The sequence below is a fragment of the Flavobacterium hungaricum genome (assembly GCF_015182285.1).
GTDB lineage: Bacteria > Bacteroidota > Bacteroidia > Flavobacteriales > Flavobacteriaceae > Flavobacterium > Flavobacterium hungaricum.
In genome coordinates this window covers 24074-49044 of record NZ_PRDM01000001.1, presented here as the reverse complement: position 1 = coordinate 49044, position 24971 = coordinate 24074, and the positions used below count along the sequence as shown (strand labels likewise).

General features: G+C 36.3%; 15 protein-coding genes. 2 read left to right on the top strand and 13 right to left on the bottom strand.

Annotation, left to right across the window (positions count from 1 at the left end; translation table 11 throughout):
- Nucleotides 1–5 precede the first annotated feature (5 nt).
- The 5 genes from C4F50_RS00170 to C4F50_RS00150 all read right to left on the bottom strand — a co-directional run bounded on the left by C4F50_RS00170 (nucleotide 6) and on the right by C4F50_RS00150 (nucleotide 9126).
- Nucleotides 6–1157: a TlpA disulfide reductase family protein gene (locus tag C4F50_RS00170; protein ID WP_193844421.1), complete on the bottom strand. Its 1152-nt coding sequence runs from the start codon at nucleotides 1155–1157 to the stop codon at nucleotides 6–8.
- A gap of 165 nt (nucleotides 1158–1322) precedes the next feature.
- Nucleotides 1323–2513 carry a TlpA disulfide reductase family protein gene (locus tag C4F50_RS00165; RefSeq protein ID WP_193844420.1) on the bottom strand — a complete coding sequence of 397 codons (1191 nt, stop codon included), beginning with the start codon at nucleotides 2511–2513 and terminating at the stop codon, nucleotides 1323–1325.
- Between the two features lie 71 nt (nucleotides 2514–2584).
- Nucleotides 2585–3991: a RagB/SusD family nutrient uptake outer membrane protein gene (locus tag C4F50_RS00160; RefSeq protein WP_193844419.1), complete on the bottom strand. Its 1407-nt coding sequence runs from the start codon at nucleotides 3989–3991 to the stop codon at nucleotides 2585–2587.
- Between the two features lie 11 nt (nucleotides 3992–4002).
- Complete coding sequence (locus C4F50_RS00155) at nucleotides 4003–7593, bottom strand: SusC/RagA family TonB-linked outer membrane protein (protein WP_193844417.1); 3591 nt, start codon at nucleotides 7591–7593, stop codon at nucleotides 4003–4005.
- Between the two features lie 381 nt (nucleotides 7594–7974).
- Nucleotides 7975–9126, bottom strand: a complete 1152-nt coding sequence (locus C4F50_RS00150; RefSeq protein ID WP_193844416.1) for a FecR family protein — start codon at nucleotides 9124–9126, stop codon at nucleotides 7975–7977.
- A gap of 279 nt (nucleotides 9127–9405) precedes the next feature.
- On the opposite strand from C4F50_RS00150, the gene C4F50_RS00145 reads away from it, so the two are divergent.
- Nucleotides 9406–10008 carry an RNA polymerase sigma factor gene (locus C4F50_RS00145; RefSeq protein ID WP_193844415.1) on the top strand — a complete coding sequence of 201 codons (603 nt, stop codon included), beginning with the start codon at nucleotides 9406–9408 and terminating at the stop codon, nucleotides 10006–10008.
- 17 nt (nucleotides 10009–10025) lie between these two features.
- On the opposite strand, the gene C4F50_RS00140 is transcribed toward C4F50_RS00145, so the two are convergent.
- Together C4F50_RS00140 and C4F50_RS00135 are read right to left on the bottom strand one after the other, a co-directional pair.
- Nucleotides 10026–10376, bottom strand: a complete 351-nt coding sequence (locus tag C4F50_RS00140; RefSeq protein ID WP_193844414.1) for a gamma-glutamylcyclotransferase family protein — start codon at nucleotides 10374–10376, stop codon at nucleotides 10026–10028.
- Between the two features lie 149 nt (nucleotides 10377–10525).
- The gene (locus C4F50_RS00135; protein ID WP_193844412.1) at nucleotides 10526–11248 is read right to left on the bottom strand and encodes an MBL fold metallo-hydrolase; all 723 of its coding nucleotides are present in this window, start codon (nucleotides 11246–11248) and stop codon (nucleotides 10526–10528) included.
- A 104-nt stretch (nucleotides 11249–11352) separates the two neighbouring features.
- Between C4F50_RS00135 and C4F50_RS00130 the strand changes: the two genes are divergently transcribed.
- Nucleotides 11353–12228, top strand: coding sequence for a LysR substrate-binding domain-containing protein (locus C4F50_RS00130; RefSeq protein ID WP_193844411.1), 876 nt, complete (start codon nucleotides 11353–11355; stop codon nucleotides 12226–12228).
- 70 nt (nucleotides 12229–12298) lie between these two features.
- Here the strand turns inward: C4F50_RS00130 and C4F50_RS00125 are convergent, their stop codons facing one another.
- The 6 genes from C4F50_RS00125 to C4F50_RS00100 all read right to left on the bottom strand — a co-directional run bounded on the left by C4F50_RS00125 (nucleotide 12299) and on the right by C4F50_RS00100 (nucleotide 24676).
- A complete protein-coding gene (locus C4F50_RS00125) occupies nucleotides 12299–14215 on the bottom strand; it encodes a sialate O-acetylesterase (protein ID WP_193844410.1) in 1917 nt (638 codons plus the stop codon).
- Nucleotides 14216–14463: 248 nt separating this feature from the next.
- The gene (locus C4F50_RS00120; protein ID WP_193844408.1) at nucleotides 14464–16086 is read right to left on the bottom strand and encodes a GH35 family beta-galactosidase; all 1623 of its coding nucleotides are present in this window, start codon (nucleotides 16084–16086) and stop codon (nucleotides 14464–14466) included.
- A gap of 151 nt (nucleotides 16087–16237) precedes the next feature.
- Complete coding sequence (locus C4F50_RS00115) at nucleotides 16238–18445, bottom strand: endo-1,4-beta-xylanase (RefSeq protein WP_193844406.1); 2208 nt, start codon at nucleotides 18443–18445, stop codon at nucleotides 16238–16240.
- A 16-nt stretch (nucleotides 18446–18461) separates the two neighbouring features.
- Nucleotides 18462–19829 (bottom strand): glycan-binding surface protein, encoded by a 1368-nt coding sequence (locus C4F50_RS00110; RefSeq protein ID WP_193844404.1) that lies wholly within the window; start codon nucleotides 19827–19829, stop codon nucleotides 18462–18464.
- A 34-nt stretch (nucleotides 19830–19863) separates the two neighbouring features.
- Nucleotides 19864–21498: a RagB/SusD family nutrient uptake outer membrane protein gene (locus C4F50_RS00105; protein ID WP_193844403.1), complete on the bottom strand. Its 1635-nt coding sequence runs from the start codon at nucleotides 21496–21498 to the stop codon at nucleotides 19864–19866.
- Nucleotides 21499–21508: 10 nt separating this feature from the next.
- Nucleotides 21509–24676, bottom strand: coding sequence for a SusC/RagA family TonB-linked outer membrane protein (locus tag C4F50_RS00100; RefSeq protein WP_193844401.1), 3168 nt, complete (start codon nucleotides 24674–24676; stop codon nucleotides 21509–21511).
- Nucleotides 24677–24971: the final 295 nt, after the last annotated feature.

Here is a 24971-nt window from a genome sequence, read left to right as displayed (position 1 = left end):
TACTTTTAAGATTTACTAAAAATTTCTTTTAATTTGGTTTGAAGTGCTTCTTCACGAAGATTCGAAGCTGCAATTTTTCCGTCAGGTCCAATTAAATAATTGGTTGGCACAACAGAAACACCGTAGATTTTGGCTGCTTCGTTTTTCCATCCTTTTAAATCCGAAACATGTGTCCAAGTAAGACCGTCTTTTTCGATTGCTTTTAACCAAGGTTCTTTTTTGTCGTCCAGGGAAATACCTAAAACTTCAAATCCTTTTTCATGATATGCTTTGTAGGCCGCAACCACATTCGGATTTTCTTTTCGGCATGGTCCGCACCAGCTTGCCCAAAAATCTATTAAGACATATTTGCCTTTATAGTCTGATAATTTTACCACTTTTCCGTTTACGTCTGTCTGAGAGAACTCTGGAGCAACGGCTCCAACGGCTGTTTTTTCAAAAAGATCTACCGAGGCTTTTACTTTTTTTCCGTAAAAAGACTGCTGTACTTCTGGCGCTAAAGCATCGTACATTTTCTTAGCCAATTTTGGGTTTGGGTATTTAATCAATCGATCGTCCAAAACCAAAGCGGCTCCGATATTGGATTTGTTTTTTTCAATATAACCGGCTGTTTCTTTGTCTGCAATTTCTTGAAGATCTGCCCATTTTTTATCCATAAAAACACGGTGTTCTTCTGATAATTTTCCTTTTGGAATCGTTTTGTCTGCAGCATCAATTTTATACAAGGAATCGGATAATTGGTACAAAGGAAATGCGATTTTTTGAATTTTTTTAAATTCATTATTGTAATAAGACTGATAAATCGAGTCTTGTTTTGCTCCTTCAATTTTTCCTTTAAAAATAGAATCTTTCAACGCTGTAAAAGCGATTGTTTCGTTATCTAATACAAAAGATCTTCCGTATTCTACCCCTTTTAATTTAATGGTATGCAATAAGGGCTCTGTTACAGTTCCTGTAAAGGTGAATTTACCGTCTACGATTTTTACAGAATCTACGACTTTGATGCTGTCGCCAAAGGTTTCCAGATACACTAATCCGTCTTTTAAGCCGTCGATTTTTCCTTTAATGGTGTAACTTTCTGCCTTTTTTGAGCACGAAGTTATTGTTGCGGCAAGTGCTAGTGCCGCTAAACCTGATTTTGAAATTATATTTTTCATATTGCTTTTTTTTTATTGCGATGTTTTTTCTAACACATAGAATCATTTTAGCTGCTTCTAATAAGCTTTTCATTCATCAAACCAACCTAAAACTTGAAACCTGAAACTTGAAACCTGAAACTTGAAACCTGAAACTTGAAACCTGAAACCTGAACTTAAAAAAACCTAAGATTTCAATAATTCTTTCAATTTTGCATCTAATGCTTCTCCGCGTAAATTATCAGAAATAATAACGCCTTTGCTGTCTACTAAATAAGTGGCTGGAATTGTTTTTACATTAAATGCTTTGCTTACTTTATCGTCATCGTATAAATTTGGCCATTGCATATTTTCTTGTCCTAAAGCTTTTAACCACGCTTTTTGATCTTGATCGATCGAAATACTTACTACCTCAAAACCTTTTTCTGCATAGGCTGCGTAAGCATTTTTTAGGTTCGGAATTTCTTTTCGGCATGGTCCGCACCAAGAGGCCCAGAAGTCTATTAAAATATATTTTTTACCCGAAACAATGTCTTTTACATTTTTAGGATTTCCGTCTTTATCATTCAGTTTAAAATTGGCAACACTTGTTCCTACCAAAGATTTTGGGTTAATTTCTTTATCAACCAATTGTCCGTAATAGCTTTTTTTAGCTGCATCGGAGAATTGCTCGTACAAAGGTTTTTGATCTGGCGTCAGGTACGAGAATTGTGTCATCATAAAGAATGGTCCCCACCAGTTTGTTTTATGTTTTATAACAACATCTGTAGTTAATTTTTCAACTTTGGTAAAGAACGCTTTTTCGTCTGCTTCAAATTTTTTCCATTGTTCAAGATTAAAAACAGAATCCATTATTTTTTTGTTGTTCTCTTTTCGGGCTTTGCCCACAATGTCGCTCAATTTGTCAATTCCAACGTGATAAGCAGCATAATCATTATTTAATTCTTCTTTAAAAGCCGTTTGTTTCACAAAATAATCGTTTGCTTTTGAGCCTGTAATTTTTTCGTCTTTAAAGTTGATTCTGCCGCCTTCTTCTTTTGGTTTTTCGGCTGCGGCGGTTACTTTTATTTTAGAATTTTCGACCATAATCGGTATAAATCCTTTGTTGTCTCCAAATGCGATGTAAAAAAATCGAGGCTCGCTTAATTTTCCGGTAAACGAAAATTTTCCTTCTTTTAATTTGGTTGCAGCTATTGCTTTTTCGCTGGAATGTGTTGCTCCGGGAACTAATGTTATGTTCGTTCCGTCCTCAAGACCTGCAATTTGTCCTTCTAAAACATAACCTGTATCAACCGTTTTTTTTGCTTGTGCATTTGCAAATCCTGTAAGCATTATACAGGCACAGAATGCGAAAATATTGGTTTTTAGATTCTTCATGGTTGTTATTTTTTTATAAAGCTTCCTTTTCAGAAGTTTTTCTAATCAGGAAGCTTTAGTTTTTTTTTTGATTATTTAGCTACGTTTTGAGTAATCGTTCCATTCCCCGGATTTTGTGTTGCACCTTGCGGGAAAGGCATTGTCCACAAATGTGAATCTGATTTTAATGTATAAGTCGTTCCGTTTGCTGTTTTTGTAAAACTAACAGGATAAACACCTTCTGCATTTAAACGTTTTGCATCTGCAAATGGAATCAATGTGTTAATCAGTTCGTTTGCTTTCGTTTTGTAAATAGCATTCAAAGCGACCGTTTTATCAGCAGTTGCGATGTCCTGATAAGAAGCCGGAAGAATACGGGTTTTACGAACGGTGTTTAAAACATTTAACGCATCGCTGATTTGTCCTGCACGAGCCAGACATTCTGCTTTAATTAAATACACTTCTACCGTTGTGATACCTCCAAAATTGAAAGCTCCCGATAAAGTTCTTCTGTAATACGTTTCTGCTCCCACAGTATAAATTTTCCAGCGAGAAATAAAACGGGCGTCACCGGTTTCAAAACGCTGTGCACGTTCTACAGGAATACTGTTTTCTGTGGTTAAACTAGAATAAGTCCCATGACGGTACGTGTAGTTTTCTACATAAGTGTACCCCATTGGAGATGTTGTAGTGGTGTAGGAATTTGGCAGATCAATAATGGTTTTGTTGGTATTGTAATACCCCACCCAGTCGTATAATTTATTATTCTCTGCCAATGCCAAATCAGCATATTTTAAGGCTTCTGTATAATTATTCATTTGTAAATAAACTCTTGAATAAAAAGCATAACCGGCTCCTAAATTTGGATGTAAAGCTGTTTGCGACACTTTTGGCAGATACGGCAGCGCGTCTTTTACATCATTCAAAATAAAATCATACAATTCCTGAATAGTTACTTGTCTGCTTGGCGCATTAATATCGGCACTTGTAATTAAAGGCACAGATAATTTTGTAGAAGCGGTTGACGCGGCATAAGTATCGGCATAAAAATTAACCAGATTAAAGTAGTTCATGGCACGCAATACTTTTGCTTCTGCCCAAACTATTCTTTTTTCTGCGTCGGTTGCTTTTGTCGTTGTTAAGGCATTTTCGATAATTAAATTAAAAGTCGAAATTCCGGCATAACTAGAATAATATGCTGTTTCATCTGATTGTTTCAATGCGATACGGTCCGCATTTTCGTCCCACATATAATTAGCATTATACAATCTATAGCTTGCTAAATTGGCAAGTGTTACATATTGATCGTTTAATAGTTGTGAAGCTCCAGTAATATCAACTCTATGATTGGTATATTCATCACGTAAAAAAGCTTCATAATCTGCCAGCGCAGTTGGGGCTTTTGATCCTTTTGGCACATCATCAAGATAGTTATCGCAAGAAGCAAATGTTAATCCTAAAGCTAAAAGGCACAGTGCATTTTGATATATTTTTTTCATCGTCTTAAAAATTAGAAATTAACATTTACCCCAAAAACAAAACTTGGAGATTGGAATCCGTTCAACATAAACTTAGCATCTCTGCTTTTTGCAAAAGTGTACACGTTTTCTGCATTTAAGTTAAAACGTACACCGTCTAATTTTACTCTCTTAATAAGATCTTTTGGCATTTGATACGCTAACGAAATGTTGCTTAATCTGACATTTGATGCATCCAGAATATTAATATCTGCATACGAATAAATAGTACGGGAATCTGAATTAAATTCTGGATCGTATTCGTATACTGCTCTTGGTATATTAGTAAATGCTTCGTCTCCAGGCTGCATCCAGCGATCTGCAATATGGTTGTTTACTACCGAAATATCTGTTACATAACCTCCTGCTGCACCATTGTAATTATTATTCAGCATTGGCAGAAAAGTATTTTTAACTTTATGTCCTAACTCGTAAATGAAAAGTGCAGATAGCGAAAAGTTTTTATAATTTACAGCAGTATGGAAAGAACCACTATGCAAAGGAACTGTTGAACCGAAATCGTAAATAGCGTCCAGCTGCCCTGGATTGTACTTTACTGCGGTTCCAGAAGCATCATAAACCTGTGGAATTCCTGTAGCACTTAATCCTGCCCATTTGTATCCGTAAATAGCGTTGTAACTAGTACCTACTCTCGGGAAAGATTCTGAATGATCTAATTGCAGGTAGTAAACAGGAGCTTTTACATTTACATAATCGACTTTGTTTTTGTTGTAGGCATATAAAACAGATGCATCCCAAGAGAATGAAGGTGTTTTTACAATTGTACCTCTTAAAGTGGTTTCGATACCCTTATTAGTCATCTCCCCATTATTAATGTAGTACGTAGAATACCCCCAGCCTTCTGTTGGAATTCCCTGACTGCTGGCTAATAAATCTTCTCCTTTTTTGTTGTAAAAATCTAGCGTTCCGCTTAATCTGCTTTTAAAGAATGAAAAATCGAATCCAATATTGGTTGTAGTCGTTTTTTCCCAAGACAATTCTGGATTTGGCCTCTTGTTGACGGTTCCTTGGTTTCCTCCAACATTTGAATTCGAATCATAATAAGCCGTTAGATACGGTGCAGAATCTTTTGCAATGTTTCCTCCAATACCATAAGAAACACGAAGTTTAAGAGCATCTACCCATTCTGACTCAAAAAATGATTCTTTATCAATATTCCACGCAGCACCTGTAGACCAGATTGGTTTGTTTTGATATTTGCTGTCAGTTCCCCAAAGGTTAGAACGGTCCCAGCGTACACTGCCAGAAAGAGAATATCTTCTGTCATAAGTATAACCTCCAGTAGCATAAACTGAAACGTAACGGTTTTGCAATTCTTTTTCTAATGAAAATTCATTTTGTAACATGTAACCGTTAAAAACAGTTCCGTATACTTTTAATAAATCGGCTTGATTTATAGGTGCAAAACCTAAAGTCTGGTCATCATAACCATAACGTGTGTTAGTGCTGAACTCTTGTTTTGCATGGCGAATTTCCATCCCTGCAATGGCAGAAAAATCATGTTTTTTTGCAAAAATTTGATTGTAGTTTAACTGCTGGCGGAAATTATAAGCGTTAGAAAAATGATTGGTTTCTTGTATAATATCTCCATAAGGCAAATTATAAACAGCTTTATTATTGGCAATGGTTACCATACTGTTTACTTTATTTCTAACGTAGTAAGAATCTTTACTTAACAGTTGACTTGCTCGATCTGAACCGTATTCGTATTGAAACATTGCATTGTAGGTAAACGCATTACTGAATTTGACATTGAATTTTGCAAAAGTTCGGTTTAAGAAATTTTTATTTTCAAGTAAATTTCTTCCCAATTCATCCATTGGGGTAATGTCCATATTGTAAAGCCCGTAAGTCTGCATAGACTGCAAGGTGTAATTGTTGTAACGTGAAGCTGCTGTTGATACAAAGTTAGTTCCATCATTATTAACCAACTGGTTGTATGGCTGATATTTATAACCTGGATTAACAGAACTAGTAATTGGATTACTAGGCATATAACTCTGTGTGTCTCCTTTTCCAAAATTGGTATACGATCCTAAATCTAACGAAAGCCAGCTGTTAATCTGTGTAGAATTTTTCAAATTAAGTCCAACCGTTTGATTTTCAGAATATCTGTCTTCTAACTGATTGTCTTTGTATGTCAAGGAAGCATTAAAAGTATTATAATCGGTTGCTTTTCCTAAACTAATATTATGCTGCATAAAATATTGGTCGCGCTTAGCATATTTTGCAACATCATCATAGTATTTGTAACCTTGTCCCGCAAGTGTATTTAAAGTATTGTTTGCTTCCGTCTGCGAAGTAACACCTGCATATCCTTTTAAGATTGTCTGCATTCCTAAACTTGTAAATACCGCATTGTTCAATAAAGACTGCGAATACGTTCCTGCATTTGCACCTTGTAAATTCGGGTTTCCTGCTGCCCATCCTCTCTCTAAACCAATTATATCGGCAGAATCCGTAAGATTGCCTGTATAATTTCGATAAGGCGTAATCGTTAAATTACTTGAAAATGAGATATTTGTTTTTCCTGCTTTTGCTTTTTTGGTTGTAATTACCACAACGCCATTCGCTGCACGTGCTCCATAAATAGAAGAAGCTGCAGCATCTTTTAAAACCGTAATCGTTTCGATATCTTCTAAGTTTAAACTAGGCAGATTTTCTTCTATAGAAGCATAAGGAGTTAATTTGGTGTTCTCAACAGGGAATCCGTCGATAACATAAAGCGGTGTTGAAAGACCAGTCATTGTTGTGGTTCCTCTAATTTTTCCGTTTTGATATCCTACCACACGTCCTTCTAAGATTTTATCTAATCCGCTTAGACGCTGTTCTTGATAATCTGTTGTTTTTAAAGTAGAAACAGCTCCTGTAACTTGCTCTTTATTAATATTTTGATAACCCGTTGTAATTACGATTTCTCCTAATTCCAGCGTATCTTCTTTCAATACAACATTGATTACACTTCTTCCCTCTACTTTTATTTCCTGGCGAATATATCCTAGATAAGCAAAAGCCAAAGTAGTCTCGCTGCTTACAGTAATAATTTGGAATTCACCATTAAAATCGGTTTGCACACCTCTTCCAGAACCATTGTCTGAAACAGCTGCACCTGCCAAAGGCATTCCTTTTTCGTCAGTTACACGGCCTTTTACAATAAAATCGGCTGCTGCTTTTTTTACTGAAGCAGTTTTTTCATCCAATTTTTTAGGCGTCAAAATAATGTGGTTTCCCGAAACTTTATAATCGGTACTCGAGTTATTAAAAATAGTGCTTAAGATTGTTTCTATCGAAGCATTATCTAAATTAATGTCAATTTTTCGATCCAAATCAACAGATCTTACATTGTAAACAAATCGGTATTCTGTAGTAAATTCTAATTTTTCTATCACTTTTGCTACAGACATATTATTGGCGCTGAAAGAGACTTTTGCTTTTTGGGAATAAGAAACCCCTGCATGCATAACAGTCAATGTGGTCAATAAAAATAATGTGGTCAATTTCATCTTCAAATCAAATTTCAAAAAAGGCGTGCTGAACCTGATGGTGTTCAAGAGTTTTTTCATACTTTTAAAATGTTTTTTAATGTTGGTTGGTTAGTTCACTGACCGCATTTACTCCACCGGGAAATGTTGGCGCATTTTCCGGTTTTTTTCTAAATAACGATCCTTCTTTCTTCTCGGATTTTGCTACATAGGCTTTTTTTATTTTAGATTTAATTTATGATTGTACATTTATGATTTTAGATTGTAGATTTTAGATTGTAGATTGTAGATTTCTTAGAAAATAGAGAATTCTACCTTTAACCTTTACCTCCTAACTCCTAACCTTTAACTCCTAACTCCTAACTCCTAACTCCTAACTTCTAACTTCTAACCTCTAACCTCTAACCTCTAACTTCTAACTTCTAACTTCTAACTTCTAACTTCTAACCTCTAACTTCTCACTCACTCAATAACAATCTTATCCCTGTCAATTTTATAATCAATTTTATAACTGTCGCTGAAATATTTTAAAACCACTTCAATCGGTTCGTTGTCAAAACGGGCGTTAAAAATTTCTTTGCCCAATGTTTTATTTTTATTGATAAAAGTGACATTGTACTGACGTTCGAGCTTTCTAATAATATCTTCAAATGAAGCATTTTTAAAGATCAGGCTTCCTTTCATCCAAGCTGTGTAATAATCGGTATTGACTTGTTCTGTGGCAAAAGTATTTTGACTTTTTACCAGCGAACCTTTTGTTCCCGGTTTTAAAAACATTTGGTTTTTATTTTCTTTTGCTCCTTTATAAAGCAAAACACTGCCTTCAACTAACACAATGTCAGTGCTTATACGTTCATTATACGTATCTACATTAAACTTGGTTCCTAAAACCTCAACAGCCAGTTCATTTGTGTTTACCGTAAACGGATGTACTTTGTCTTTTGCAACTTCAAAATAAGCTTCTCCTTCTACATGTACTTTTCGTCCTTGATTTTTTCCAAATTGTATTGGATAACTCATTTGGCTTCCAGAATTTAAATGCACAATGGTTCCGTCTGATAATTCTACTTCAAATTTTTTCCCGTATGGAATTTTAATCGAATTGTAGCTCAGTTTTCCATTGGTGTATGTTTTATTATAAACCAATCTGTTTTTTTCCTGTTTTCCAATGATGTTTCCGTCCTGATCTGTAATATTTTTCGTTTCTAATGCATCGATCGTTTCTTCATCTTTATTAGCGTATTGCAGCACAATAGCATCTTCTCTCGGAACGATAACATTTTGTTTTTCTGGGGCAGGATTCAGGTTTTTATACCAAAAAAAACATCCGAATGCCAGAACCAAAACAGCGGCATATTTATAATAAGAAGAAAACCTTCTTTTAACAAAAACATTATTTTCTTTCTGGATTCTTTCTGATAACTCTTTCTTAACCGAAGCGGCATCAAAAGAATACAAAGAAGAGTCGACTGCATAATTTGTTTTTACAAACTCTTTAAATACAATCTGATTTTCATCCTCTTTTAACCACACCGTCAGCCATTCAATTTCTTCCTGAGAAGCTTGATTCGTGATAAATTTAACAATTACTTGCTCTGACTTTTTCACTGTCATTTTAGTTGTTTTTAATATTATTACGAAGCAAAAAATAAAAACCCTAACAATTTGATAAAGTTTTTTTCATTTTGATGAATTTTTTATTTTTCACAAGTCTTTTCTTTCAATAAAACTCTACTAATTTGATAGAAATTACAAACTAAATGATTTACCTTTGCACTTTTTATCGATTTTATTTGTAATAATTTTCAAATAGAAACGATGAAAAACTAAAAATTCTATTGAAATACACGCCCATTTTAATCCTTGAAAAGGATAATTTATATATTTGTTTTTATGAAAATTGATGATTACCAGAACAATGATTTACTAATTGAGGCTCTTCGTAATGGAGATGAAAGCGCTTATACGTATCTTATCGACACCTATCATCATAAACTTTGTGTCTACGCTAACAGTCTGGTAAAGAATGTTTACAGCGCCGAAGACATTGTTCAAAATGTATTTATTAAAATTTGGGAACAGCGCACAAGGCTAAAAACAGATCATGCTTTAAAAAGTTTTCTTTATAAACTGGCTTACAATGAGTTTATCGATTTGTACCGCAAAAACCAATCGTTGTTTTCTTTAGAAAAATCCTATTATGATGCCTTAAACGGAATTGTTCAGGAAGAAGATTCAGAATCTTTTCAAAGGGTTATGAATGCCGTAAATAATGAAATTCAAAATCTGCCTCCAAAATGCAAAGAGGTTTTTATTTTAAGTAAAAAAGAAGGGCTGACCAATATCGAAATTGCCGAACATCTGGATGTTTCCATAAAAACAGTCGAAGCCCAGATTACAAAAGCATTTTCAATTCTGCGTTCTTCACTTGAAGAAAAAGTTAGAAGTGTTTTGTTTTTATTTTTTCCGAAGAAAAAAAAATTCAGACTAAACTAATAATCTGAATTTTTAATTTATTGATTTAAGGCATATATAAATCCTATCCCTTTTTTGCCGTTTTCCAATTCGTATTCTGTTTGAATGCGCTGATAACCGTCGCCTTCAAATTCGTCCAGATAATCCCAATGCGATGGCAAATCTTCAGAAAAAAGAACATAACAGTTGATCGGTTGTGCTTCTTGAGAATTCACAGAAATAAATCCGTTATAGCCCAGAGAAGACCCCCAGCCTCCCTCCTGTAATTTTCCTTTTATAATTGCTTTTTGCCAATCTCCTTTTATAGGCGCCATAACCGAATGATTTGACTCGCCCGGCGCCAGCGATCCGTAAATAATTAAAACCGGAATTGATTCGGTACTTTTCATTTTTAAACACTATTTTACTGATTACTAAAACACTATAACCACCCATAACTCATAACGCATACCCCTTAACCCTTAACCCATAACCCTTAACCCATAACCCATAACCCTTAACTCCTAACCCATAACTCCTAACCCTTAACTCCTAACCCTCAAAACTCCAAAACAGGCGTTTTCATGTCGTGATACAAAAGCACTTTCCAATTTTCTTCTCTGGCTTGCTGCTCCCATTTTTTTCTGGATTCCATAGCACGTTTTCCGTCAAAGTCTGTTTTATAAGCTACGTGCATCGATAAATATACTTTTTGTGGTAAGTCGTCGGCACCGTAAAATACAATTTCATTATCGGCCTTAATCCAGAAAACCTGATGAAATTTAGTATGTCCCGCAGAAACTTCATAGAAAATTTCATCCGTAATTTGTCCGCTGTCAGCATCCAATAATTCAACATTAGGAAGTTTTTCGAGTTCTTTTAATATTTCTAAAACATAGGATGGATTATTGCTTTGTTCTAAGGCAAAATCTATTTCTCTTTTCTGAATATAAATTGTCGCTTTTGGAAAATTCTGGATAAAATTATCGTCTTCAAAATGCCCGATTCCTTCAATATGATCTTTATGCAAATGCGAAACCAAAACTTTAGTAAGCTGCTCCGGTTCAATATTATTTTTTCTTAAAACCTCATGGATAAAAGGAATTCCGTTGTTTACAAACCCCAAACCAAAATCTAATAAGATAACGTCATTAGCTGTAATAACTACAAAAGGCTGAATCGCCATTTTGAGTCCGGGATCGTTTGTTTTCTCTGTTATTAGTTTAAATTCTTTATTAGAATCTGCGATATAATTTCCTTCTTGTAAAGCTATTATTTTCATTTTTGGACTTGTCTAATTTTTACAACACAGCAAAGTTCTTAAGATTTTATATATTTGTAAAACCTTATTTTTCGATAAAATCAATCGATAAAACCGATTTAGAAATGGAACTCAGACAGCTGAAATATTTTCTTAAAGCAAAAGAATTATTGAATTTTACCGAGGCTGCATCGGCCCTTTTTATCAGTCAAAGCACTTTATCACAACAAATTAAGCAATTAGAAGAAGAATTACAAGTGCCTCTTTTTAATCGAATAGGCAAACGTATTACGCTGACAGAAGCGGGTGATTTATTTGCCGTTTATGCACAGCAATCTGTAAACAAGGCTTCTGACGGATTGGAATTATTAAAGGATTTGAATACTCTGGAAACGGGAAAAGTGGCAATTGGTGTTACGTATGCTTTACGCCATGTGGTTACCAAGGCCTTGATTTTATTTAGTTCTGAATTTCCGAAAATTCAATTCGAAATTGTATTTGGAACTTCACAGGAATTAATCCAAAAACTGAATCTTTTTGAACTGGATGTGATCCTTACTTTTGAAGAAATTGCCGCCGAAGCGCATTTTAAATATGTCGAATTGTTTACTTCTCCAATGGCTTTGGTAACTTCTGCCGAAACGCCTTTAACAAATAAAAAAAGTATTTCGCTTGACGAAGTCAGTACATTGCCGCTTGCGCTGCCGTCGAGTGGTTTCAGTACAACGCAATTCATTAATAAGGCTTTTAAAAAAGATCATCTTCATCCCAAAGTTACAATCGAAATAAATGATATTCCAACTTTACTGGAATTAATTAAAACAGGAAAATGGCACACCATCCTGACCAAAACGACTATTGAAAACGAAAAAGATTTGCATGCAATTCCGATAAAGGGCAAAAGCATGACGCGTACTGCCATGCTTATTTCGCTGAAAGAAGTTTATGAGAAAAAAGCGGTTAGTGCTTTCTTGAAAACGCTTATGGGGAATTTGGAATAGTTTTTTTGTTTATAAACTTTGTCAAAGACGAAGTAAATTTCACTTTGCCGAAGTTTGGTTAATTAAATACTTAATTCGAATTCAATTCAGCTTCAAACGGAGATGCCGGTAAATTTTCTTTATTGTATAAATTCGCTTCTTTTGGATTATCTGCCCAAGCGTATCTTACTTTTACCGGATTTACAACGGAATCATTACTCACTATAATTTTATCGCCGTCGATAACTGCCTTTGCCCAGACAAATTTCCCATCATTCCCGGCAATGGCGAATTCCTTTAATTCACTTCCATTTTTGATTTGTAAGCCCGTTCCAACATCTGAAAAATTGAGAATCAACTTGTTTCCTTCTTTTTTAATTGATTTGCAAATTGGTCCCGAAGCAATTATTTTTTTTTCGCCGTAAACATTCTTTTGTGCCTGAAGCGCTAATCTGTGACCGACATCGTATTTATTTAACGGATGAATATCATTCCATTCGCCTAAATCAATTGTAACCGCTAATCCCGTATTTGGAATTTGTAAGACCTTACTTTGCTGCTGTCTTAATACTGCCCAATTGCTTTCTGCAGGTTCTGGTTTTGGATCCATATAGTTGGGAAGCTGTACCAATATAAAAGGCAATTTATCGTCTTTCCACAATTCCCTCCAATTAGAAATCAAGGTTTCCATCAAAGCAAAATATTCTGATGACTTTTTGGTGTTCGATTCTCCCTGATACCATAAAACCCCTTTTATAGAATAATTTCTAAGCGGTGCAATCATGGCGTTGTACAATCCAACGGGTTTCCATCGTACAAAAGTCTGCCCCGGAAGCGCATCCATTTTTGTTCCTAATTTGTATTTCCATTCTCCTTTTAAGTCAATGGTTTTATTGTCTAAAACCAACTCATAAGGTTTGTCTAAAACAAAACCGCCTCTGCCAGAATTGTTGATGACACGAACGCTTATTTCGTTTTTTCCTTCTTTTAGAATATTAGGATTGAAAGAATAAATTCTCGGCGGATATTGGTATGAAGTGGTTCCGACGAAATTTCCGTTTACAAAAACAGAATCGGCGTCTACAATTCTTCCTAAAATAAGTCTGGCGCTGGTTTCTTTTGTGTTTTCTACAATAAATTCTTTTCTAAACCAAATGGCTCCATTTACATTTCCTAATTCGTGATCTGCCCAATAACCAGGAATTGCCATTGTTTTCCAATCAGAATCATTTATCACTTCTGCCGACCATTTTTCTTTTAGACCAAGATCGGTTTTGTTAACGGTTTGATACCATTCGTTATTTACTTTTCTATCGTTGCCATCAATTTCTTTTTCGAGTTTACCGTCTTTAAATTTTAGATATTCCTGATTGTATTCTGGAAATTTTTTAATGCCTTCTTCATTGATCCAAGATTCTGCCGGCGAACCGCCCAAAGCGCTGTTGATTAATCCGATCGGGATTTTATACTTTTCGTATATTTCAGAAGCAAAGAAATAGCCTGTTCCGGTAAATTGCAACACTGTTTTTGGATTTGCAGCAATCCATTCGCCTGACGAAAAATCATTTCTTTCTTTTTCAAAATAATATTCGTCTGGAACCAAAAATTGTCTTATTTGAGAATTCTCAGATTTCGCAATGACTTCTTTGTATTTGTCTTTCAAACGTTCCATTGGCAGCTCCATATTGGATTGTCCGGAACACAGCCATACATCTCCAAAAAGTATATTTTTTAAGACGATTGTATTACTTGCTTTTAAAGTCATTTCGTAAGGTCCGCCCGCTTTTTGAGAGGGAAGTTCTATGCTCCATTTTCCTTCTTGAGAAGTTGTGGTTTTGAGTGTTTTAGATTTAAAGTTAAGTTCAATTTGTTCATTAGGCGATGCCCAGCCCCAAATAGAGACTTTGGTATCGCGCTGCAATATCATTCCGTCGCTGATAAGCCTCGGAAGTTTTATCTGCGCATTGATGCTAAAGGTGATTAGAAATGCTAGTAATATATTTTTCATTTGCTATTCTTTATATTTTTTTGCCATAGATTAAAAAGATTAGCACAGATTATTAAAAAATCCTTTTAAATCTTTTAATATGTGGCTAAAATTATGCTCTCTCTTTTTTTTTCAGCCACGAATTCACGAATTTTTTTTTAATACGTTGGCTATAATATCTAATTCCACGAATTAAAATTTGTATAATTTGAATAATTGACTGCAAAGCTGGCATTAAAAAAATTCGTGAATTCGTGGCTGAAAAAAAACTATTCATAACAATACAATTTTAGTTTCTGAATTTCGTAATCGCCGACCGAGATTCTTAAATGCCTGCCTTGATGGGTTTGGTCTCCGTTGAAATGACGAATTGTTTTCCATTTTCCATTTTCAAATATTCCCTGATCTGTTTTTAAAATTCCCGCATTTACATTTGCTTTTAAAGGCTTAAAAGTTACGACAATTCCAGAACCGGAAATGTAAAATTCGTTTTGGGCAATTTCTATAATAATCGCACTCGCCATTGGCCAGACAGCTGCTTTTGCTCCGTCGGACCAATTTAAAGTATAATCATGTTTGAAAGTGAATTCGTAATCGCCCATCTTAATAATCTGTAACTGATTTTCTTTGTCTAACAAAACGCCGTCAATTTTCCCCCGTCCTTTATTGGCTTCAATCACTGGCGTTAATTGCTGGATTAGATTATAGATTTTTCCTAAAGGTTCTTTTTTGGCGTCTTCAACCGATTCTATAGAAAATGGCGAAAAACCAATGGCTTCATAATGTCCGATGGCATACAAACCTTTAAACGGTGCGGTTTCGTCAAATTTATGTTCTGGAATAAATAACGGATCGCCCTGACGCGTAAATAAATCGTTCCATTGTTTGAAAGAGGGATTGTAAAAATCGGGTGCTAAAAAGTCGATAGAATTTCCGGCCGCTTTCCAGACATCCATAAGATGCGGTAATGGCCCGGCACTTGGATATTGACCTGGTTTTTTTTCGGGTGCATTCAAAGCGGCGTTGACAAACATCGGAATCGGATAAATGTTTTTTCCTGCCTTGGCAACGTGATTGGTAAATTTAGAAAAATACCACGCCATGAATATTTCGTCTGTATGCAGTCCTTTTCCAAAAATCTCTTCCCAATTTCCTTTGGTTTTAAAACCGTTTTTTTTCCAGATTTCTAAAAATTCTGGAACGAGATTTTGTTTGCTTTTTTCTAAATACTGAATCAGCTCATTTGGAACCGGTTTTTGAAATGCTTCATTTGCCAGTGTGTGATAATCGCGGGCAGTTGGGAGCATTCCGATTTCATTTTCAACCTGAATCATGATGACGGTTTGTTCGTTTTGATCGAAGGCTTTAATGTGCGCCATCAAATTTTTGAAAGCATTTAAATCGGCTTGAAGATTATTTTCGCTGAAAGGCGTTAAAATTTCATGGCTTTTATTTTGATCGTCTTTTACTCTGGGATATTTTTTCTGATTGAGTTTTACCCATTCCGGCGCGTGGCTTGACATGCTGTTTTTCCACGATCCAAACCAAAGAAAAACTAATTTTAAGTTTTCTTTTCTGGCTCGAAGAATCAAATCGTCAACCAAAGCAAAATCAAATTTTCCTTCTTGGGGCTCTATTAATTCCCAATAAATTGGAGTCAAAACCGTATTGAGATTCATGTCAGTCAGCTTTGACCAGATCGGTTCCATGCTTTCCATACTGGTTGCAGATGAATTTCCTAATTCTCCTCCGCGGATTAAGAATGGTTTGTCGTTGACAATTAATTGTGTTTTGTTTCCTTTTTTTTGAAGATGGGGAATACTTTGACAAAATCCGAAATGGATGGTGAAAAATGCGCTTAGAAGAAAACTATTTTTTAGAATATGGAGCATTCGTTTTATTTTAATATTAAAAATAAACAAAGCAGCTTTGTCAAAGTTTTGAACCTTGACAAAGCTTTTTTGATTGTAGTTTTTTTGTCATTCTATTTCTATGATACAACCAACTATTTTTTAGGAGCGAATCCCTCAACTTGACAAAATATTAAGGTTTTACCAATTCTCCAGAAAATCCTAAACTTACATCTTTTCCTGCAAGACCGTCTGCTGTGCCTTTGTAGGCGTGTTTGCGTACGTAGTTGGCATCCCAAAGGTTTGGTGATTCGTCTGGAAGCCAGAATTCGTGTTCTTTGGCATTATCCGAAACGCCCCAAATGGTGATTCCGTACTGCTGTGCTTTTGGAATGTATTTTTTGTATGAATCGATTACAAATTGGTACATTTCTGCTTGTGATGCCTGTTGGGCAACGGTTGGTGTTTTGGTTCCTAATCTGATATCTAATTCCGAAATTTTAATCAATTTTCCTGATGCTGCCAGTTTTTGAAACATTTGCACAATTTGATCCTTGTTTGTTGTCAGTCCAATATGCATCTGCGTTCCGATTCCGTCAACTTGTGCGCCTTTGCTTTCAATATATTTTACATATTCAATCAAGCCGTCGCATTTATCTAATCTTGATTCTAAATTATAATCGTTGATAAAAAGTTTGTCTGATGGATTTCCGTATTGACGCGCTAATTTGAATGCAGTTACGGCGTAATCTTTTCCTAAGTATTTTGCCCAAGAGAAATGATCTGTCGCTGTTTCGCCTTCGGTTCCGTTTCTGAGAGATCCGTCTTCTTTCATTGGTTCATTCACAACATCCCATGCAAAAACGCTGGTTTTATAGTGAGTCATCATTTTAGAAATCCAATCGGTCATGGCATCGCCGATGATTTTGGTTTTCTCTGCATCTGTTTTTTCAAGTGTGATTGGAGCTGTTGGACCTCCTCCAGAACTTTCTGAAGACAATACTACTTTGTCAATCAAATAAGTCGTAGCATATTGTCCAAAATCAAAAATAACTTTTGTAAGATCTTGTTTTGTTGGTTTAATTGTCAGCGAAATAGGAGTCCAAGTGTTACCTACACTGTTTCCGCCATAATAATCGGCTGCATTACCAGCAGTATTTTGAGTCTGAATCTGCACTGTCGTTCCAGGTGCTTCAGCCTTAATCATACAGGTAAAAGTATAGTTTTGTCCTACTGTGAGCGGTGCACTCAAAGTGTAAACCTGCTGCGCACTGTAATTATTTGCCGCTGTAGGATTGGTCAGTTTCATAGCATATCCTCCATTGTAACCCTCTCCATTTGCAGAAATAGATCTTGTAGAACTATTACCCCAGCCAGTCCATCCGGTAAGATTACCGCTTTCAAAATCACCATTAGCAATTAAATTAACAGGGCCTGCTGCAGCGTCTAAATCAACAACCGCGAGCGTATTTACGTCTATTAAATAGGTTACATTTGGCAGATATCCTAAATCCAAATTAAACTGAAATGCTGTACTCGCTGCTTTAAAATCACTTGGAGCTAATTTAATTTTAACTTGCTGCCAAGAAGAAGTTGTTGCAAATGCTTCTCCATTGTTACCGTTATTGTACCAGTCTTTGTACGGGTATTGATTGTTTAATGTAGAACCAAATGAGATACGCCCTTTGCCTGTCACATCAGATTTAATGTAAAAGGAAATTTCATAATTATGTCCTGCAACAATTGGCACATTGGGAGAGGTCAACTGCAGATTATAAGGCAGCGATGAAGCGGCACTTGATGCTAATTGAATAGCTGCAGACGTACTTGTTAATCCAGAATTTGCTACAGTGGTAATCCCTTTTCCGGGATTGTTTCTTGCCCAGCCCGTAAAAGTACCGTTTTTAATTGGAGTCAAATCTAAAACATTCGTACCGCTGGATCCTGGAATTATCGTTGGAGCAATGATTCCATTTAAATAAGTTGCATTTTGATTGGAATGCCAAACCAAAGTATGTCCAAAAACACTTAAGCCGGCTTTTTTGGTTTCAGCAATAAAGGCATCCATAGTGGCAAAATTGATTTCGCCTTTTGAGTTTACCATGGCGCCGTGTTTCATAGCATAACCCGGTGTTACCTCATCAAAGTTTTCGTTTACAATTTTTCTGTATGCCGCGTCGCTCATGTATAAGTCGGCTCCGATTCCGTTTCCTAAAATAAAATCGCTGTAATTTTTTAAAGGTTCGTAGCGGCTTATTTTTTCTACTAGTGCCAGCGGTAATTCGGCGCCGGTTACTGCGCCATGCTCGGGATCTTTTTCCCATTCCATCAAATTATCATCGCAGGCTGTAAATAACAGCATGGATGAAGCGATTACAGGTAATATCTTGGTATATTTCATTTTGGTTTTTGGTTTTTTAGTTAGCAAAATCATTGTAAACCGGTGTATCCAGAGATACGATTCTCCAATTGTCTGTGTAAACTTTTACAGAAATGGCTTTTGAAGGAAATTCTACTTCGCTGGCACTTCCGGTAACATTTGACAATTTGATATCAGAGTTTTCAAAATACATTCCGAAATTTTGATACGTTGCCGCTTCGCGAAAGGCTAATACGGTTTCGAAAGTAAAAGCTTCTTTAGACCATGCGTAGAATTTGTTTAAAGGAATGGTCACTGTTCTCCATCCTGGTGTTTTAAAGTCTACAGATTTACCGTCAACAATCCACGGAACGTAATTGTAACAAGCTCCTGTCCATTCTCCTCCATTAAAATTATTGATCATACAGATTTTAATAAATCCGGAATCTTTCCAGTTGTCAGGAACATACATTTCAAACTGAAGTGCTACTTTGTCTAATGGAGTACTTGCTGGAATATAAGGTGTTAACTGTGCTCTCCAATTGTCTACACCGTTTCCTGCTGTCCACACTTCTGTGCAGCGGTTTTTAGCGGGATCAAAAGAAGCAATTCTTGCCGGACGATGCGGTACATATTTTCCCTGAGAGGTATTTTCTAAGCCGATCACTCCCGATTCTAAATCTGCAGGCTGGATCATGCTGGTTGAAGTTCCCCAATAACCGTGCTGTCCTTGTCCGTCAAAATTAAGCAGTAATCCTTTTTTAAAGTTGTAGCAAGCGGGAGAATAAACGCCTCCGTTTGAAGTCTGCACAAATAAGGAGCCTCCTAAATCTGATACGCCGCTTGGAGCTGGAACAGTAAAAAATTCTCCATCAGGATCTGAAACGATACCGCTTGTAACCTCAACATTTCCTGGAAAAACTACTTTACTAACCTCTGTTAAACCTGAACCTGCCACAATAATTACTTCGCCTGGATTGGGCATAGTGTTTGAAATTCCGTTAATTACTGGTTTTCCAGAACGGATTTCGAAAGGAAATGTAAATTCGTTGGTATCATTTGCAAAACGAATCGTATTTCTTACGGATGGATCAGCATCTAAAATAGGCGTGTCGGCAGAAACGTTTACGAGCATCGAATTATCAGATACAAAAACAACATTAAAATAGGTAGCATATCCGTTTATATAAACTCTTTTTAATCCTGTAAAACCTGAGCCTTCAATACGCAATGCCTGACCTAAACGGGCAAATGTAACTTCTCTATCGGGTACTGTAGAATTGACGTCTTCTAAAAATACTTTTGTGATAGTGATTGCCTTGCCCTCTGAATCATTGTTTTCACAAGAAGTCAACAGCAGGCCCAAGAACAGCATGCTAAGTAATGCAATCGGCGCCCAATACTTTTTATTTAAAATATATTTCATCTTAATCTTTCTTTTAAATTGTTTTTTGGTAATGCTAGAATAAATCTTTGATTCTTTCTTCTGTAAATTGATACGGAACCGCGTTCTCTCTCAATAACGGATTCTGAATTAATTCTGACTCTGGATAAGGCAATACAAAAATGGTCGCATCTATGACACCAATGGCACGAGCGCTGGTACTTTTTGAAGCGTCAACACTTACGGTATTGGTTGCTGTATCGTACAAAATTGGTGTTATGGTACCGCGGTTTTGTCCTGTAACATAATTAATCACCTCTTGTTGTTTGTAATAGGCTCTTCTTACGAGATCGTACCAATATTGCCCTTCCATACAAAGTTCTACTCTTCTTTCGTGAATGATATCTGCATAGGTAAGGGTCGCTTTTGGGTCTAAACCAGCGCGCACGCGAAGTTTATTTACTCCAGAAACAGCCATAGCGTCTGCGGTTGAAGCATTGTTCCCTAAAGCCGCTTCGGCGTAATTTAAATACACTTCGCCCAAACGGAGCATATAGGTATTTAAAGCAGAGTTCATACGCGTGATTTTAGAATTGTCTTTTGTAGAACCTACAACGCCTTTTTTTACCGTTAAGAAATCTTTGGTGTGGTCTACAGTATAACCGCCGTTTGCTTTGTTGATTTCGGCATAATGATCATCGTCTGCCATCCAGGTTGCTTTTCTACGCAGATCTTTTGACTCGTATTCCTGCAGAACATTATAAGACGCTCTTGTCCAATATCCCCAAGCAGCATCATCGCCTGTAATTTCAGAGTTTAAAGCAAAGTAGGCCTGTTGGGTGTTGTTTACTCCAAAATCTCCGTTTGGAACCCATTGCAGTGCAAACATAGACTCTGAATTGTTGTTATTATCAATCATAAACAAATCGGCATAATTGGTCATTAAACTGTAGGTTCCAGAATTAATTACTTTTTCTGCTGCTTTTTTGGCTAAGTCTAAATATTCCTGATTTCTAGTACCGCTGTTCGGATTATCACTGATTCCTGAATAGGAAAGGTATACGCGAGACAACATTCCGAATGCGCTGTACTTTGTTAAACGTCCGGCTTGACCAGCTGTTTCTGGAAGATATTTAGCCGCAAACTCTAAATCGCGCATCGCAAATTCGTAAACATCTTTTAACGGATTTTTGTTTACAATAGGATTTTTTACCAGCTCTCTCGGGTCTGTAGAGATAATCACATCGCCCCATAAAGAAGCCAGATACCAATACGCAGTTCCTCTCATAAAACGGGCTTCGGCAATGTATTTATTTTTAATAGCACCGCTTACGGTAGTACTTTCTGAGATTCCGATAATGACGTTATTGGACTGTTGAATCACATTATAGAAAGATCCCCAAGCAGAGACTAAAGGCCCTGTTAAACCCGTTTCAGTCAAATCGGTAAACGGATAAACATAGTCTGAGAAGGGAGCATACATATTTGCAGCGCGCCCGTCGCCTAGTCCGTAGTAAAATTTATCATTAAAATCAAACCAAACTTTATTGTATAATGGCCCTGTGGCCGCCTGAAAATCAGATTCGGTTTTATAGAAATTTTCTTTTGTAATTACATCATTTGGTTCAACGTCTAGAATGTCGCTGCAGCTTGTCCAGATAAATGGCAGCGCAATCATTAAAGCCGTGTATACTATTTTCTTTGTTTTCATTGTGCCGTTTTTAGAAATTAACAGTTAATCCAAGAGTTGTTGTGATCGGCGAAGGATAACGACCATTATCAATACCAGACAAAAGCAGGTTTTGGTTGATCGAACCTACCTCTGGGTCGTATCCTTTATATTTGGTAAAAGTCAAAACATTCTGCATGTTCGAGTAGACTTTGATGTTAGAGATTCCGTACTTAGAATACAAACTCTTTGGCAGATTATAACCAATAGAAATGTTTTTGATTCTTACGTAAGACCCGTCTTCTACAAATCGGTTGCTTAAACGATAATTGGAAGCAGAAGATGCTGACGATGCTCCGATTCTAGGCATGTATGGATCTCCGCCTACAATTTGCACATTGCGATAATCGTTTGGTCCGCTTGGATCGATCAATTCTAATTGTGCATATCCTAAAGCTGATTTAAACAAATTGGTATTCTCACGCGGATTTTCTAACCAGCGTCTTTGATAGTTTAAAACGTCATTTCCGTAAGATCCTGTTAACAATACGCTCACATCAAAACCTAGAAATGAGAATGAATTATTAACTCCAAAAGTAAAATCTGGATTTGGGTTTCCGATGTAACCTGCATCTTTCTCATTGATTACGCCGTCTTTGTTAACATCTTCAAACATATAATCTCCAATCCATACTCCATTTTCTCCAATCACCATACCTTCTGGCAGTGCCGTTGGTTTTACCGTACCGCTTGCGTCTTTATAATAAAAATCAGTTGCTTTCTCAAAACGTCCAATTACTTTGTAACCATAAAACTGCCCGATCGGCTGGCCTACTGCTGTACGGGTAACCACTGTTACGTCAGAACCCTGCTGTAAAGTTTGGTCGTAAACTCCAGATTCTGTATTAAGTTTTAATACTTTGGTTCTGTTCATAGAAAAAGTAATGTTGGTTCTCCAGGTAAAGTTGTCTCGCTGCATGTTTAAAGTATTCAAACTAAATTCAATACCCTTGTTTTCCAGCGAACCGATATTGGCATACGGCGGTGCTGTAGAACCCTGTCCTGTTGTTCCTACATAGGCAGGAAGTGATAATCTCAATAATAAATCGTCTGTTTTCTTGTTGTAAACATCAGCTGTAAGTTCGATTCTATTTTCAAAAAGACCAAGATCTAAACCGATGTTACTAGAATTTGTTTTTTCCCATTTTAAATCTGGGTTTGCTGTATTGGTTGCAATCTGGCCGCTTCCCCAATTGGTTGCAGAAGTACCGTAAACAGAAGTATAAGCATTGTTTGGAACCGTAGAGTTTCCGACAACTCCCCAGCCTAAACGCAGTTTCAGGTTATTAATCGTATTATTGTCTTTTAAGAAACTTTCGTTAGAAATCTTCCATCCTAAAGCTGCAGACGGAAACCAATCCCATTTATTGCCTTCAGCAAACTGAGAAGAACCGTCTCTTCTTAAAGTTCCTGTCAATAAATAGCGGTCGTCAAATGCATATTGTACTCTTCCAAAATAAGAACTCAAAGCTCGGGTTGAACTTGCATTTGAATTTCTTGCCGTTGTAGGATCACCAGCATTTAAATCTGTAGCGCCATTGGTCAAATATCCAGAGCGGTAGCCGTAAAGATTTTCCCAGTTTTGTTCTTGAAATTCCTGACCCAGCATTACATTAACAGAGTGTTTTCCAAATGCTTTGTTGTACGTTAGCAAATTATTCCAAATCCAGTTATCGCTGGTCGATTTTGTTCTGGTGCCTTCTCTCACATCATTTACAATAGCTCCAAAAGTATAAGAAGGATTAAAAGTGTAGCTATTTCCAAATCCGTAATCGATAGAATATTGTGTTTTAAATTTTAAATCTTTTGTAAAACTGATTTCGGCATAAGCATTTGCTCTAATTCCGTAATTGGTATTATGATTGTCTTTCATTAAAGCCAGACCAAGCGGATTGTTCTGTACAAATTCTGTAGTATCCGGCCCGTCAAACGTACCGTCAGCATTACGCACTGCTACATTGGGTGTTTGTTTTAAGGCTGTAAGGATCAAGGCATCGTCTGTAATAGTAGTAACCTGATTGGTTTTGTTTAAAGCTACATTCACTCCTACTTTCAAGAATTTTTTAACCTGAGAATCGATTACCCCTCTAAGATTTAAACGATCAAAAGAAGAGCCAATTGCGATACCTTCCTGATCAAAATAACCAATTCCTAAGGCATAAGTTGTATTGTCTGAACCGCCAGAAGCCGATAAATTATAACTCTGCATCATGGCCGTTTGAAATAATTCGTCCTGCCAATTGGTTCCTTCGCCCAATAAATCGGGTCTGATAAAAGTATTGTCTCTTTGTACGATACCTAAATCTGCACGGGTGTTTTTTAATGTTCCATATTCCCTAAGATTAAGCATTTGTAATTCCTTCGGAATGGTCTGCCAGCCTACATAGCTGTCAAAATTTAATATTAAATCTCCTTTTTTACCCGTTTTTGTGGTAATCATAATCACACCATTTGCCGCTCTTGATCCGTAGATGGCTGTCGCCGATGCATCTTTTAAAACATCAATAGAAGCTACATCCGCCGGATTTATACCAGCAAGCGGATTTGAGTTTAACGAACCCGAATTTCCGTCAATAATTACACCGTCTACCACATAAATCGGCTCGTTTGAACCTGTGATTGAACTGATACCGCGAATACGCACCGAAGAACTTCCTCCCGGCGTACCGCTGTTTTGCTGGATCTGCACCCCTGCAGCACGTCCTTGCAGCACTTGATCGATTGTTGTAGCAACAGATTGTGTTACTGCACTACTGCTAATGGTAGAAACAGCTCCTGTTAAATCGCCTCTTTTCATGGTGCCGTATCCCACGACAACCACTTCTTTTAAACTGCTGATGTCTTCTTCTAAAACTGCATCAATTGTAGTTTTTCCTCCAACGGCTGCTTCTTTAACTTTATAACCTATAAAACTAAAAACCAGCGTACCGTTTGCCGGTACCGATTTTATAGTATACGTTCCGTCAAAATTAGAAACCGTGGTAATGTTTGTTCCTTTTACAACAATATTTACTCCTGGTATGGGACCACTATTATCGGAAACTACTCCCGTAACAGTATTTTGAGCATTTACCGCAGCAGAAAATACCAGCATCAGGATCAGATATCCCAAATTCTTAAAGTATTTTGATCTGCTTTTAGCAATTAAAAAGTGAGTCATAAATAATTGGTTTAATTAGTTAATAGTATGGTTCAGTTAGTTTTTCTTTTAGACTATTTCAACTGCCTTAAATGGGATAAAAATCGAATTAAGAACAAGTTATAGTCAAAACAAATATATGTAAAAAACAACAATACACAATCGGTTGCGTTAATATTTTTTCCTAAATTCAAAAAAAATATCATTTAAAAAAACATATTTTTTATTTATAATTATAAAATATTAAATAATCCTCAAAAAGCCATTTAATAACAGCGAAAACGTTAGAGATAATAAATAGTTTGATCTGAAATCT